The organism is Vibrio sp. B7 (assembly GCF_963888765.1).
GTDB lineage: Bacteria > Pseudomonadota > Gammaproteobacteria > Enterobacterales > Vibrionaceae > Vibrio > Vibrio anguillarum.
In genome coordinates, this window is the sequence record NZ_CAWPKR010000008.1 from 50164 (window position 1) to 63754 (window position 13591).

General features: G+C 45.5%; 12 protein-coding genes. 7 read left to right on the plus strand and 5 right to left on the minus strand.

What is annotated here, in order from left to right; translation table 11 throughout:
• Positions 1-148: 148 nt before the first annotated feature.
• The 3 genes from spoT to gmk all read right to left on the minus strand — a co-directional run bounded on the left by spoT (position 149) and on the right by gmk (position 3308).
• Positions 149-2269 (minus strand): bifunctional GTP diphosphokinase/guanosine-3',5'-bis pyrophosphate 3'-pyrophosphohydrolase, encoded by a 2121-nt coding sequence (gene spoT, locus AACV32_RS04475; protein ID WP_017045712.1) that lies wholly within the window; start codon positions 2267-2269, stop codon positions 149-151.
• Positions 2270-2308: 39 nt separating this feature from the next.
• Positions 2309-2581: a DNA-directed RNA polymerase subunit omega gene (gene rpoZ, locus AACV32_RS04480; protein WP_013855406.1), complete on the minus strand. Its 273-nt coding sequence runs from the start codon at positions 2579-2581 to the stop codon at positions 2309-2311.
• A gap of 103 nt (positions 2582-2684) precedes the next feature.
• Positions 2685-3308: a guanylate kinase gene (gmk, locus tag AACV32_RS04485; protein WP_017044367.1), complete on the minus strand. Its 624-nt coding sequence runs from the start codon at positions 3306-3308 to the stop codon at positions 2685-2687.
• Between the two features lie 391 nt (positions 3309-3699).
• Here gmk and AACV32_RS04490 point away from each other — a divergent pair, with 391 nt between their 5' ends.
• Positions 3700-4374 (plus strand): 7-cyano-7-deazaguanine/7-aminomethyl-7-deazaguanine transporter, encoded by a 675-nt coding sequence (locus tag AACV32_RS04490; RefSeq protein ID WP_026028324.1) that lies wholly within the window; start codon positions 3700-3702, stop codon positions 4372-4374.
• A gap of 105 nt (positions 4375-4479) precedes the next feature.
• Here AACV32_RS04490 and gppA read toward each other — a convergent pair whose 3' ends face one another.
• Together gppA and rhlB are read right to left on the minus strand one after the other, a co-directional pair.
• Positions 4480-5973: a guanosine-5'-triphosphate,3'-diphosphate diphosphatase gene (gppA, locus tag AACV32_RS04495; protein ID WP_094164203.1), complete on the minus strand. Its 1494-nt coding sequence runs from the start codon at positions 5971-5973 to the stop codon at positions 4480-4482.
• 7 nt (positions 5974-5980) lie between these two features.
• Positions 5981-7291: an ATP-dependent RNA helicase RhlB gene (rhlB, locus tag AACV32_RS04500; protein WP_026027733.1), complete on the minus strand. Its 1311-nt coding sequence runs from the start codon at positions 7289-7291 to the stop codon at positions 5981-5983.
• Between the two features lie 111 nt (positions 7292-7402).
• Here rhlB and trxA point away from each other — a divergent pair, with 111 nt between their 5' ends.
• The 6 genes from trxA to fre all read left to right on the plus strand — a co-directional run bounded on the left by trxA (position 7403) and on the right by fre (position 13214).
• On the plus strand, positions 7403-7729 hold the full coding sequence (gene trxA / locus AACV32_RS04505; RefSeq protein ID WP_010319293.1) for a thioredoxin TrxA: 327 nt from the start codon (positions 7403-7405) through the stop codon (positions 7727-7729).
• Between the two features lie 199 nt (positions 7730-7928).
• The gene (gene rho, locus AACV32_RS04510; protein WP_010319292.1) at positions 7929-9188 is read left to right on the plus strand and encodes a transcription termination factor Rho; all 1260 of its coding nucleotides are present in this window, start codon (positions 7929-7931) and stop codon (positions 9186-9188) included.
• A gap of 108 nt (positions 9189-9296) precedes the next feature.
• Entirely contained in the window at positions 9297-10292 is a 996-nt protein-coding gene (locus tag AACV32_RS04515) for a hypothetical protein (protein ID WP_170895688.1), read from the plus strand.
• A 77-nt stretch (positions 10293-10369) separates the two neighbouring features.
• Positions 10370-12226, plus strand: a complete 1857-nt coding sequence (ubiD, locus tag AACV32_RS04520) for a 4-hydroxy-3-polyprenylbenzoate decarboxylase (RefSeq protein ID WP_170895689.1) — start codon at positions 10370-10372, stop codon at positions 12224-12226.
• Complete coding sequence (locus AACV32_RS04525; protein ID WP_170895690.1) at positions 12223-12492, plus strand: 2Fe-2S iron-sulfur cluster-binding protein; 270 nt, start codon at positions 12223-12225, stop codon at positions 12490-12492. Before ubiD ends, AACV32_RS04525 begins: the two co-directional genes overlap by 4 nt.
• 14 nt (positions 12493-12506) lie before the next feature.
• On the plus strand, positions 12507-13214 hold the full coding sequence (gene fre / locus AACV32_RS04530; RefSeq protein WP_088728573.1) for an NAD(P)H-flavin reductase: 708 nt from the start codon (positions 12507-12509) through the stop codon (positions 13212-13214).
• The last annotated feature ends 377 nt before the right edge of the window (positions 13215-13591 follow it).

The window sequence follows — 13591 nt, forward strand, 5'->3', positions numbered from 1 at the left end:
CAGCATAAAATCATGTAATGGTCGATAAGCGGCAGGCCATCGGCTAATTTGAATAGTGACGCCTAAAATGCAAGATGGGGGTAGGGTGTCAGAAAATAAAAAACCCCATGAGTGGTTAGCCGCAAGGGGTTTTATTTATTTGGATAGTTTAATTTTTCCGGCGTCGCACTTTCAGTGCATGAGGCATCACACGAATTTTTTTCATGATGTTTGCTAAGTGAATGCGATCTTTGGTGGTCAGCAGCACAGTGACAGTATACAAACGTCCATCACGCTCCTCGGTGGAGAGGCCATGAATGTTGGAACCTGTTTTCGAGATTACATTCGTCAGTTCCGCTAACGCACCTTGGTGGTTTTGCATGTCCACTTTCAGTTCGGTGATGAACTCTTGGTCGTAATCTTTAGACCACTCAACCGCCATGTAACGATCCGGCTCTTTTTGGTAGCCACGAACATTAGGGCAGGTTTCACGATGCACCACTAAACCACGACCCGGAGATACATGCGCAATGATGTGATCGTCTGGGATGGGGTGGCAGCAGTTAGCAAACGTGAGCAAAATACCTTCAGCGCCGCGGATCGGCAGTTTCTTTTTCGGTTTGCCATCATTGCTTTCCACTTCGGTCAGCTCATCAGCATCGCCAAGCAGACGACGCGCAATGACAATACTCATCAGTTCGCCTAAACCAATCGCGGCCAGCAGATCATCGACCGTGGCCATTTTAAGCTCACCAATCACATGCTTAATGTTCTCGTCACTGATGTCACTGAGTGAAAGATCACCCAGCGCGTGATTGAGCAAACGTCTACCAAGTGTGATCGATTCCTCACGGCGCATGGTTTTAAGCACTTGACGTATCTTAGTACGAGCGCGAGACGTGACCACATAGTTGAGCCAAGCGGCATTAGGGCGAGCCCCAGGTGCGCTGATGATTTCAATCGTTTGGCCGTTTTTCAGTGATTTACTTAACGGATAAGGGTTTCGATCAACACGAGCTCCAACACAGGTATTACCGACATCGGTGTGTACCGCGTAGGCAAAATCAACCGCAGTTGCCCCGACAGGCAGCTCAACGATGCGGCCTTTGGGGGTGAAGACGTAGATTTCATCAGGGAAAAGATCCGACTTAACGTTCTCAATAAACTCAAACGAGTTGCCAGCGCTTTGCTGTAGCTCAAGTAGGCTTTGCATCCAGCGCTGTGCTTTAATTTGCGCGGTGGTGCCAGTGCGTTCGCCATTACCTTTGTAAGACCAATGAGCAGCAACACCTTTGTCGGCCATCTGTTCCATGTCTTCAGTGCGGATCTGCACTTCAACTGGGACGCCGTGTGGGCCGACCATCGAGGTATGCAAAGATTGGTAGCCGTTCGCTTTGGGTACGGCGATGTAATCTTTCATGCGCCCCGGGCGAGGTTTGTACAAGCTATGAACTTGGCCTAATGCACGATAACAAGTATCTGCAGTGTCGACCACGACTCGAAAAGCGTAGATGTCCATAATGGTGTGAAAGCGCTGCTCTTTGGTTTTCATCTTGTTATAGATGGAGAACAGGTTCTTTTCACGGCCGACCACGCGTGCTTTCAAACCGAAATCTTGCAAGCGGCCTTCAATTTCACTGTGGATGCGTTGGATCATCTCTTTGCGGTTACCGCGAGCGGATCTTACCACTTCTTTCAATACGCGATAACGATTCGGGTACAATGCTTCAAAGCCAAGCTCTTCTAGCTCAGTCTTGATGTTATGAATCCCTAAGCGGTGAGCAAGAGGCGCGTAAATCTCTAACGTTTCACGGGCAATACGGCGCTTTTTATCCGGGCGCAATGCGCCAAGGGTACGCATATTGTGTGTGCGGTCAGCAAGTTTGATGAGAATAACGCGAATGTCTTGCACCATTGCCAGCACCATCTTACGAAAGTTCTCGGCTTGGGCTTCTTTACGATCACGAAATTTCAACTTGTCGAGTTTAGAAACCCCGTCCACCAATTCCGCCACGGCGTGACCAAATTGCGCTTCAAGATCGTCTTTAGTGACATCGCAATCTTCGATGACATCATGTAATAACGCTGCTTGTAGCGTTTCCAAATCAAGGCGCATATCAGCCAAAATTCGAGAAACTGCAACAGGGTGAATAATGTAAGGTTCGCCGCTAGAACGGGTTTGCCCTTCATGGGCTTCACGTGCGACCACATAAGATTGACGCAGAGCCTCAATTTGAGGCTCTGTTAGGTATTCTTGGACAACGTCTTTAAGGCTATCAAATAGATACAAATTATAGGCCCGGAAGGTTGTTGAATTTGAATGGCAGAATTAACGGTTGTGAGCGATGCTGCTTACGGCGGCCAATTCTGCGGCTTCTTGCTCTTTCTGCTCTTGGCGCTCACGAGCATCAAGCACATCTTTCGTGATAAGACCTTCTTCGATTTCGCGCAGAGCGATAACGGTTGGCTTATCGTTCTCTTCTGGCACCAATGAATCTTTACCGCCAGTTTGCATTTGACGAGCGCGGCGAGCCGCAATCAGAACTAGGTCGAAACGATTGCCCACTTTTTCAACAGCGTCTTGAACAGTTACGCGTGCCATGAGAACTCCAAATAGTTAACTAAAAATTTTTAAATGACGAGAAAGTATACAGTCTAATCTTTGTTTATACTAGCGATAGACTTTGCCTTGTTTGAGCGGGTGATTATTCCGCCAGTAGCGCGTTGAGCATGCTGTTATATTTAGCAGCTTGCTTGTCTTGCTTCAATCGTTCAGCACGTAAAATAGCTCTGAAATCCATTAATGCCACATCGAAATCATCATTTATGATGACATAGTCGTATTCGGTGTAATGCGAGATTTCAGCTTGAGCTTCATTCATACGTTTAGCAATGACGGCTTCGCTGTCTTGACCACGAGCATTCAAGCGGCGTTCCAATTCTTCTTTTGAAGGAGGAAGGATAAACACACTTTTTGCATCCGGCATTTTATCGCGTATTTGACGCGCGCCTTGCCAGTCAATATCAAGAAAAACGTCAATGCCTTTGTTGAGGTTATTTTCAATCCATACCTTAGAGGTGCCGTAGTAGTTGCCAAATACTTCAGCATGTTCGAGAAATTCACCTTTAGTAATCAACTCTTCAAACAGCTCTTTTTGTACAAAATGGTAATGAACGCCATCTTGTTCGCCCGGGCGCATGCCGCGTGTGGTATGTGAAACAGAGACTTTCATCGCATAGGTTGGGTTGGTTTCCAACATCGCAGAGATCAAGCTTGATTTGCCTGCACCACTGGGTGCAGAGACGATATAAAGAGTACCTTTGCCCATCTGTTCTGTTCCACGTTAGGTTAGGATTGAATGCTGATATTTGCGTCTATCAGCATGTTAAAAGATAGCACTGACCCAGAGAGTTTCATCCTAGAAAATGAAAATAAGGCCAGAAAAAATGGAGGCGAAGAGTAGCACGTTCCCATGGATGTCTACAACAAAAAGGTCGGCCTTTAGCTGTGAAAGGGGAATTTTAAAACGGTGATATTTTCTTCAATGGGTAAACGTTTGCTCTTATTTCAAGGCTTGTCGAGGGGGTTTATTGCTGTATAATCGCCCGCCGCTGAGCTCGTGATTTGAATATGAACGCGTGATAAGCCTACAAATTAATGCAAGACTAATTCTTCGATTTGGGTTCCCTCGCCCCCAAAACAAACTAAAAAGGTACACAATGAGTTACTTTACCCTTGCGCAGCAGCGCAAAGCTTTGGCACTTTTAGTGCTATTTCATTTGATCATTATCGCATCAAGCAATTATCTGGTTCAGTTGCCCTTTACTGTCTTCGGTTTACATACCACTTGGGGCGCATTTACTTTCCCATTCATTTTTCTGGCAACGGATCTCACTGTACGCATTTTTGGTGCAGCGTTGGCCCGTAAAATCATTTTCTTAGTGATGTTACCGGCTTTGATTGTTTCTTATGCACTCTCGGTACTATTTTTTGAAGGTCAATTCCAAGGGCTTGCTCAGCTTCATGAGTTTAATCTGTTTGTTGCGCGTATTGCGATTGCCAGTTTTATGGCGTATTTGCTAGGGCAAATTATGGATGTGCATGTGTTTAATCGTCTGCGCCAGATGAAGCAGTGGTGGGTTGCGCCAACATGTTCTACGTTATTTGGTAATGCATTAGACACGGTCGCTTTTTTTGCGATTGCTTTCTATCAAAGCCCCGATCCATTCATGGCTGAACATTGGACCGAAATTGCCTTGGTCGATTATGGTTTTAAACTGGTGATCAGTTTAGGCCTGTTTGTGCCGATGTACGGTGTGCTGCTCAATTACTTGATCCGGAAGCTGACAGCGGTCAACCCTGATTTTCGAACCGTTGGGATCAATGCTCAGTAGTTGAAATGTTCAGTAGTGGAGTAGCAAGCTATTATACTAGGAAGATAGAAAATCAAAGCCCGAGCAAGTGCTGCTCGGGCTTTTTTATGTGTCTGCATCTTATAACTATGATGGGTCGATAATGAGTGGCCAACCAATGTCGCTTTGACGGTTTGCTTCAATATCCAGCTCGGCGGTGGTGAGAGGATTGGCCGCTAACCATTTGGCGGATAACCGAAGAGTCAGTTGGTCACCTTGAGCTTGCAGTGTAAATTTAGGCTGTAGTGCCTCGTTACGACGATGGCTGAGCAATACGGCAAGGCGCAGTAAACGTAACACCCGCTTGGCGCTGTTGCCCGACAGAGCGTACTGCTCTGGCAATGAAGAGAGCTGCTCGCGATAACGACGAGCAATTTCGCCTAGAAAGTGTTTCTGTGCACGGGTATAGCCGGGTAAGTCGAGGTTTTGTAACAGGTAGGCGCTGTGTTCACCGCCTTTTTTTAAATCAATCGCTAACCCTATTTCATGCAATTGTGCAGCGGTAGTGAGCAGCATTTCAGCTTGCGGTTCCGCAATCCAATCTTCCCCCCCACACTGTTTGAGCAGCGATTGGGCAAGTTGAGCCACTTGATTGGCGTAGTCAACATCAATTTGATATCGCACCTGGACGCTATTGATGGTACGCGTTCGAATGTCATCTTGGCGCAGCTCTTCGACCATTTCATACACTAAGCCTTCACGCAATGCGCCGCCAGCTAAAGTCATCGATTCAATCTCGAGCAGTTCAAAGATGGCAATTAAAATCGAGAGGCCACTTGGGAAAACTAACGCTCGCTCTAAAGTTAAGCCTTCAATATCAAGCTCTTCCAAGTGATCGGCGAGCATCGCTTGTTTTTGCAAGCGTTTTAGTTTGGTATGAGTGATCACCTCATCCATCCCTTGCGCCAGCATAATCTCTTGCAACGCCTGTACTGTGCCACTGGCACCTACGCACACATCCCAACCTAACTGTGAGTATTGTTCAAGGATAGGCGCTAACGTTTGTTTTGCCGCATCAATCGCTCGATTAAAGTTAGCCGCGTTAAGCTGTCTGTCTTTAAAATGGCGCTCAAGCCAAGTGACGCAGCCCATTTTTAAACTGGTTAACGCTTTGGCATCGAACCCTTCACCAATGATGAGTTCAGTACTGGCTCCACCAATATCGACAACCAAGCGTCGTCCTAAGCCACCTGAAGTGTGCGCCACTCCTTTATAGATAGTGGCCGCCTCTTCTTCACCGGAAATAACCTGAATGGGGTGGCCGAGTATTTGGTTGGCTTGAGTTAAAAACAGCTCAACGTTGGTGGCTGTACGCAGTGTGGCAGTGCCAACAATACGGATATTGCTGGCGGGTATATCTTGTAGTCGTTCCGCAAATAAACTGAGGCAGTCCCATCCTCGCTGCATCGCTTCTTGGCTAAGAGCGTTGTTATCATCTAACCCGGCGGCCAAGCGTACTTTGCGCTTTATTTTGGCCATCGTTTGTACACTGCCATCAATATGACGCACGATGAGCATATGAAAACTGTTCGACCCAAGGTCGATGGCAGCGTAGAGCGGCGAGGAGACGGCTTTACTCATAAATGGATTACGAACCCTTATTACTTTGATGCGGTTGACGTGGGCGACGACTTTGTGGCTTACGGTTGCCAGTACGAGGGCCATTGTTATTAGTACGGCGCTGCTGAGGATTACGAGAACGCAGACGAATTGGCGGCGGTAAGTCTTCAATCAACGCCGATGCATCGTAATCAGAAACAGGAACTGCGTGCCCGGTGTACTCTTCAATCGCGGTTAGGTTAATGGCGTACTCTTCACAGGCAAAACTAATCGAGTGACCACTCTCTCCTGCGCGACCTGTACGACCAATACGGTGCACGTAGTCTTCACAGTCATCAGGTAAGTCGTAGTTGAATACGTGTGTGACTTGAGGAATGTGTAAGCCTCGCGCTGCCACATCGGTTGCAACAAGAATGTCGACATCACCGGTAGTAAATTGCTCAAGGATCTTTTCACGTTTCTTCTGCGGCACATCACCCGTTAGCAGGCCGACACGGTGCCCATCTGCAGCTAAATGACCCCAAATAGAGTCGCAGCGGTGTTTTGTGTTGGCAAAAATGATGGCGCGATCTGGCCAGTCTTGTTCTATCAGTGTCTGTAATAGCGCCATCTTATGTTCGTTAGACGGGTAGAACAGCTCTTCTTGGATGCGATGGCCAGTTTTTTGTTCTGGTTCAACAACCACGTGCTCAGGGTTATGCATGTGCTCGAACGCCAATTCTTGAACGCGATAAGAAAGCGTGGCTGAAAATAGCATGTTCAGGCGTTCTTTAGGTTCAGGCATACGGCGAAACAGAAAACGAATGTCCTTGATAAAACCAAGGTCAAACATGCGATCGGCTTCATCCAGCACTACAGCTTGAATATTATTCAAGTTAAACACGTGTTGTTTGTAGAAATCGATGATACGTCCTGTTGTACCGATCAATATGTCGACACCATCTTGCAGCTTAGACAATTGCTTATCGTAGCTTTCACCACCGTAAGCCAGCGCGGCTTTGATGCCAGTACTGGCAATCAGAGGTTCGGCGTCGTTATAAATTTGAATCGCTAACTCACGAGTCGGAGCCATAATAATGGCACGCGGCTGCGTCGGTTTTCGCCCTTCATGTTCAGGGGTTGTTAGTAAGTGGTTAAAAGTAGCAGCGAGAAACGCAAGCGTTTTACCAGTCCCTGTTTGGGCCTGGCCTGCAATGTCTTGGCCGGTGAGCAGTACCGGCAACGCCAAGGCTTGGATCGGGGTACAGTAATCGAACCCTTTTTTTTCCAATCCTTCAACAACTTGAGGATGTAATCCCAAATCGGCGAACTTTTGCTCTGTGATATGTGTCTTTTTCATCGCCATAGAATATCAGCTTAAGCTTGCAATACGAAAGTAAATACATTCCAATAGAGCATCTATTTACTGGTTAGCTTATAATCAGTGCAGAAAAACATATTGGAGTGGAAGATGAGCGATAAGATTTTGCAGCTTACAGATGATGGTTTTGAGAACGATGTAATCAAAGCTGCAGGCCCTGTTCTTGTTGATTTTTGGGCAGAATGGTGTGGTCCTTGTAAGATGATTGCGCCAATTTTGGATGAAATCGCTAGCGAGTACGAAGGCAAACTGACTATCGGTAAATTAAATATCGACCACAACGCAGGTACTCCACCTAAGTTTGGTATTCGTGGCATCCCAACCTTGCTGCTGTTCAAAAATGGCAACGTCGCTGCAACGAAAGTTGGTGCGTTATCAAAAACTCAATTGAAAGAGTTTTTGGACGCAAACCTATAACAGGTATCGCAAAGCCGTACATTTTCTGATGCACGGCTTTGTTTTTTTGAAAAGAAACAAACTCTAGACTAGGCTATTATTTAGTGCTAGTTTATCGCACGTTAATTAGACAAGTGTTCACTTCTTGGTCGATCCTGAGACCAAAATCCATCTTAACTAGAAAATAGATCCTATTTTGACTAAACAAGTATCCACCACAATGAATCTAACAGAATTGAAGAACAGACCTGTGTCTGATCTTGTGAAACTTGGTGAGAGCCTAGGCCTCGAAAACCTAGCGCGTCTAAGAAAACAAGACATCATCTTCTCCATCCTAAAAGCGCACGCAAAAAGTGGTGAAGATATATTTGGTGATGGGGTCTTGGAAATTCTTCAAGACGGTTTTGGTTTCTTACGTAGCGCCGACTGTTCATATTTAGCTGGTCCTGATGATATCTACGTATCACCAAGCCAAATTCGCCGTTTCAACTTACGCACCGGTGACTCAGTATCTGGCAAAATTCGCCCACCAAAAGAAGGCGAACGTTATTTCGCATTGTTAAAAGTTAACACCGTTAACCACGACAAACCGGATAATGCACGTAACAAGATTTTATTTGAGAACTTAACTCCACTGCATGCCAATGAACGTATGATCATGGAGCGTGGTAATGGCTCGACAGAAGACATTACGGCACGAGTTCTAGACCTTGCCTCTCCGATTGGTAAAGGCCAGCGTGGTTTGATTGTTGCTCCGCCAAAAGCGGGCAAAACCATGTTGCTACAAAATATCGCGCAAAGTATTGCTAACAACCATCCTGATTGTGTGTTGATGGTGCTACTGATTGACGAACGTCCTGAAGAAGTAACGGAAATGCAACGCCTTGTGAAAGGTGAAGTGGTTGCTTCTACGTTCGATGAGCCAGCTTCGCGTCACGTACAAGTGGCAGAAATGGTGATCGAAAAAGCAAAACGTTTGGTTGAGCATAAGAAAGATGTCGTTATCCTGCTTGATTCCATCACACGTTTAGCTCGCGCCTACAACACAGTGATCCCGTCATCTGGCAAAGTGTTGACTGGTGGTGTGGATGCCAACGCATTGCAACGCCCTAAGCGCTTTTTCGGTGCGGCTCGTAATGTAGAAGAAGGCGGTAGTTTAACGATTATTGCGACGGCATTGGTTGATACCGGCTCTAAAATGGATGAAGTTATCTACGAAGAGTTTAAAGGTACAGGTAACATGGAATTGCACCTTAACCGTAAAATTGCGGAAAAACGTGTCTTCCCTGCTATCGACTTCAACCGCAGCGGTACTCGTCGTGAAGAGTTGCTTACTAAACCTGATGAGTTACAAAAAATGTGGATTCTGCGTAAGATCGTTCACCCAATGAGTGAAAGTGACGCAATGGAATTCTTAATTGATAAGCTCGCGATGACGAAAACTAATGATGAGTTTTTTGATGCGATGCGCCGTCAATAATAGACGCTAAGTTTAGTATGACCAACGCCACCATTTATCGGTGGCGTTTTTGTTTGCATTTGACCCATTAACCTTCCACAATAGGCCAAATGTTACAAGGAGGTTAAAATGCAACAAGGAATGTTGTCGTCGCTTCTCCTCTCGCTATTTTTATTTTGTGCGTGGCCAAGTGCTGCCTCTATAGAAATAACGTCTGATACAGCTCAAAAATGGCTTCAGGAAGAACAAATTCGCCATAAAAGTGCAGAGCTATTGCAGTACGCGGTACATGATGAATTTGATTCTTTGCGTTTTTCATTACAACGTTTAGCGCTATTACCGCAAGAAGCCGCACGTTTTCTGTTGCTGCAAAAAATCGAGCAGTTGGATCTCGCCCTAACGCCGAATATGGTGATATTCATTGAAGAGCAGCAAGCGCTTGCACCCACTTACCAAGTTGTTGAAAAAGAACAAGGCTATGAATTCTCAACTCCAGCTTTTGACTCTTCTGTGATAGCCAGCCGTTTATTAAAGCGTTGGCGGCAGGAACAAACCATTCTCGACTTCTTGGTGAAGGCGGAGCGCCAAGAGCTAGTACTGCAAACATGGTTGTCAGGGACTCAATATCAAGTAAAAATTCGCGAAACGTTACTGATCCGCGAGTTAGATACACTATCCCCAAGTGCTTTGGCTGCGCTCACTGAGCAACTGACATCAGAGCCAGTGACCGGGTGGTTGCCTTCTACACAAGTGATGGTTCGATTAGCTCAAGTTAGTGAAGATCCTAAAATCTATAAACTCCTGTGGCTGATGCGGGTCGATTTCTCCATTCAGCAGGAACTCACACGATTAGCCAGCGTAAGCGATGAATTTGCGATAAAACAGATCATGGCCGCCAGTGAAAATCCAAGTTTAAAAGTACAAGCGATTAAGGAATTAGTTCGCATTAGCCCCATGCGTCCTGATATCCGCGACTTTCTGATAGCCAAAATGTCAATCAATGAAGAGGTCAATTTAGTGGCCACTGCTTTGGTCGAGCAAGGACACAGCCGCTGGCTAAAGGATTTACTGGTGAGTAATTCTCAGGTGAAAAGTCGTGGTATTTTGCAAGCCCTCTCTCAATAACCCTATGAAATTTGGGGATCGTTAATGGGTTGTTTTTGTTATACTGCCTGCAGTTTAATCAGCGATGTAGTAGGCCTATGAGCTTTAAGGATTTACGTGAATTTGTTGACCATCTGGAAAAAACAGGCCAACTAAAACGCATTACTTGCCCGATTGACCCTCATTATGAAATGACGGAAATTAGCGACCGCACTTTGCGTGCCGCAGGTCCTGCCTTGCTATTTGAAAACCCGATCGGTTATACGGTTCCCGTGCTCACTAACTTGTTTGGCACCGCAAAACGCGTCGCGATCGGCATGGGGCGTAAAGAGGTCCAAGAGTTAAGGGAAGTCGGCAAATTACTGGCTTATCTCAAAGAGCCCGAGCCACCACAGGGCTTCAAAGATGCTATCGATAAATTGCCTTTATTTAAGCAAGTGCTCAACATGCCAACCAAACGACTACGCAAGGCTCCTTGCCAGGAGATTGTTTGGCAGGGCAACGATGTTGACTTAGACAAAATCCCAGTGATGAGTTGTTGGGCCGATGATGTTGCTCCTCTTCTGACTTGGGGGCTGACCATCACTAAAGGGCCAAACAAGAAGCGACAAAATCTCGGGATTTATCGCCAACAGAAACTCAGTAAAAACAAAGTCATTATGCGTTGGTTGGCGCATCGTGGTGGTGCTCTAGATTTAAGAGATTGGATGGACACTCACCCCGGAGAGAATTTCCCAGTTTCAGTGGCTTTTGGTGCTGATCCTGCAACCATTTTAGGCGCGGTGACACCAGTGCCAGATACGCTTTCTGAATATGCTTTTGCGGGATTGCTACGAGGCAGTAAAACAGAAGTGGTTAAATCGCTCAGTAATGATCTAGATGTGCCTGCTAGTGCGGAAATTGTGTTGGAAGGCTACATAGATCCAAACGAATATGCTGACGAAGGGCCTTATGGTGATCACACGGGTTACTATAATGAAGTTGAAAAGCATCGTGTCTTTACGGTTACGCATATCACAATGCGCAGCAATCCTATCTACCATAGCACTTATACCGGACGCCCACCTGATGAACCAGCTGTACTTGGTGTTGCGTTAAATGAAGTGTTTGTACCTATACTCCAAAAACAGTTCCCTGAAATCGTCGATTTCTATTTGCCGCCGGAAGGTTGTTCTTATCGAATGGCGGTGGTGACGATGAAAAAGCAATACCCTGGTCATGCAAAGCGAGTCATGATGGGAGTTTGGTCGTTCCTTCGCCAGTTTATGTACACTAAATATGTGGTGGTGTGCGATGAATCAGTCGATGCTCGTGATTGGAATTCAGTTATCAATGCAATGACAACACATATGGACCCAGTCCGAGACACTTTATTCATCGAACATACACCGATTGATTCACTTGATTTTGCCTCTCCAGTGGTGGGGCTAGGCTCCAAAATGGGCTTAGATGCTACCATTAAATGGGATGTTGAGAGTGACGGTACAAGACAACAGTCATCACCATCAACGGCTCCTCAGATCAAAGCTGAGCATTTGGATCAGCTTAGAGCACAGCATTCTGAGATTGTTGATATCTATTTAGTGCCATTTTCTAATGATGGTTTCTTGATTGTATCCATGAACAAAGCGTTCGCTGGTCAATCTCAAGAGCTGTTAAAAAAGATATGGGCATTTTTAGAGACATTTTCAAACCTGAAGTTTGTTGTGCTCTGTGATGATGATGTGAATATCCGAGATTGGAATGATGTGATTTGGGCGATAACCACGCGCATGGATCCGTCTCGGGATACTGATCGTATAGAAACTAATGAAGGGCAATGTTCCAAGCTCCTGCTGGATGCAACCAACAAACTCTCTGGTGAAGTTCAGCGAGAGTGGGGGACTCCAATCCAAAAAGATCACGAGGTCGTCACCAAAATAGACTCGCTCTGGGATGAGCTAGGTATTTTATGACTTATACGGTGATCTTGCTTCCGAAAGGCGATACTTTTGAAGTGCAAGACGGTACAACGGTGTTGGAAGCTGCACTCAACAATAACATCTCTTTTCCACACCGTTGTCAAATAGGTGCATGCGCTATGTGTATGTGCAGAAAATTAGAAGGTGTAGTGGAATATAACTTAGAACCGATGTTGACTGACGAAGAGCAGCGACAAGGTTGGATATTCCCTTGCCAAGCCTTTGCAACAAGTAACTTAGTACTTACTTTTGCAGAGTAAGTCAGAGGAAAAACATGACCACCCAATGTAAAGTAAAGTCAATTGAGCCATTAGCCTCTAATACTTATAAAATCATCCTCCAACCTGAAAGCGTTCTTGCATTTAAAGCTGGGCAATATCTCATGGTAGAAATGGGTGAGAAAGATAAACGTCCATTTTCTATCGCAAGCAGCCCTTGCCGTTCTGGTGAACTAGAGTTGCACATTGGTGCCGCCGAGCACAATGCTTATGCACAGGAAGTGGTTGAGAAAATGAGAACGGCATTAAGCAACAATGGTTTAGTCAATATAGATGCACCTCACGGTGATGCGTGGGTAAAAGAAAATGAGCGCCCTCTACTACTCATTGCTGGAGGAACAGGCTTTAGCTATGTACGCTCGATTTTAGATCACTGTATTAGCCAAAAGAAAAGTAACGCTATCTATTTGTACTGGGGAGCAAAAGACGTTTACCAACTCTATGCAAAAACAGAACTGAGTGAGATTGCTCAGCAATTTGAGAACATCCACTTTGTACCTGTTGTTGAAACGGCTGATGAAAGTTGGAATGGTAAGGTTGGCAATGTACTCCAAGCGATCAATGATGATTTCGAGTCGTTAGAAGCGTACGACATTTATATTGCAGGTCGTTTTGATATGGCTGGAGCAGCAAGAGAACAGTTTACCCAATACAAAAATGCAAAAAGCGATCACATGTTTGCTGATGCCTACGCTTTTATTTAAGATCGAGAGAGATTAAAGCCTATCAAAAGAGAGCGAAATGCTCTCTTTTAACGCTTTGTGGCTGCTATTTAAACAAAATAGATGTTTTTCTTGTTTTTTATTAAAAACCGCTTGCACTCATCTTCGTTCTCCCTATAATGCCGCCTCACTGACACGGCACAGCCAGTAAGGGTTCAAGCCCAATTAGCCAGCCAATCAGTAGGTCAAATCGGTAAGACGAAATAATGTAAAAAAGTGTTTGACACTTTTCATTATCTCGCTAGAATGGCCGCCTCTTCAAAGGAAGCCTCGGCAAGCCAGAGAAGAACGCTCTTTAACAATATAAACCTATCAATCTGTGTGGGCACTCGTTGATGATAATCAAAAAAGATTTATCA

Bases quoted from the DNA above. Each gene is read 5' to 3' on its own strand.
- AACV32_RS04490 (WP_026028324.1), top strand. From the start codon at position 3,700: ATGAGTTACTTTACCCTTGCGCAGCAGCGCAAAGCTTTGGCACTTTTA.
- gmk (WP_017044367.1), bottom strand. From the start codon at position 3,308: ATGGGCAAAGGTACTCTTTATATCGTCTCTGCACCCAGTGGTGCAGGC.
- ubiD (WP_170895689.1), top strand. From the start codon at position 10,370: ATGAGCTTTAAGGATTTACGTGAATTTGTTGACCATCTGGAAAAAACA.
- rho (WP_010319292.1), top strand. From the start codon at position 7,929: ATGAATCTAACAGAATTGAAGAACAGACCTGTGTCTGATCTTGTGAAA.
- rhlB (WP_026027733.1), bottom strand. From the start codon at position 7,291: ATGAAAAAGACACATATCACAGAGCAAAAGTTCGCCGATTTGGGATTA.
- AACV32_RS04525 (WP_170895690.1), top strand. From the start codon at position 12,223: ATGACTTATACGGTGATCTTGCTTCCGAAAGGCGATACTTTTGAAGTG.
- AACV32_RS04515 (WP_170895688.1), top strand. From the start codon at position 9,297: ATGCAACAAGGAATGTTGTCGTCGCTTCTCCTCTCGCTATTTTTATTT.
- trxA (WP_010319293.1), top strand. From the start codon at position 7,403: ATGAGCGATAAGATTTTGCAGCTTACAGATGATGGTTTTGAGAACGAT.
- gppA (WP_094164203.1), bottom strand. From the start codon at position 5,973: ATGAGTAAAGCCGTCTCCTCGCCGCTCTACGCTGCCATCGACCTTGGG.
- fre (WP_088728573.1), top strand. From the start codon at position 12,507: ATGACCACCCAATGTAAAGTAAAGTCAATTGAGCCATTAGCCTCTAAT.
- rpoZ (WP_013855406.1), bottom strand. From the start codon at position 2,581: ATGGCACGCGTAACTGTTCAAGACGCTGTTGAAAAAGTGGGCAATCGT.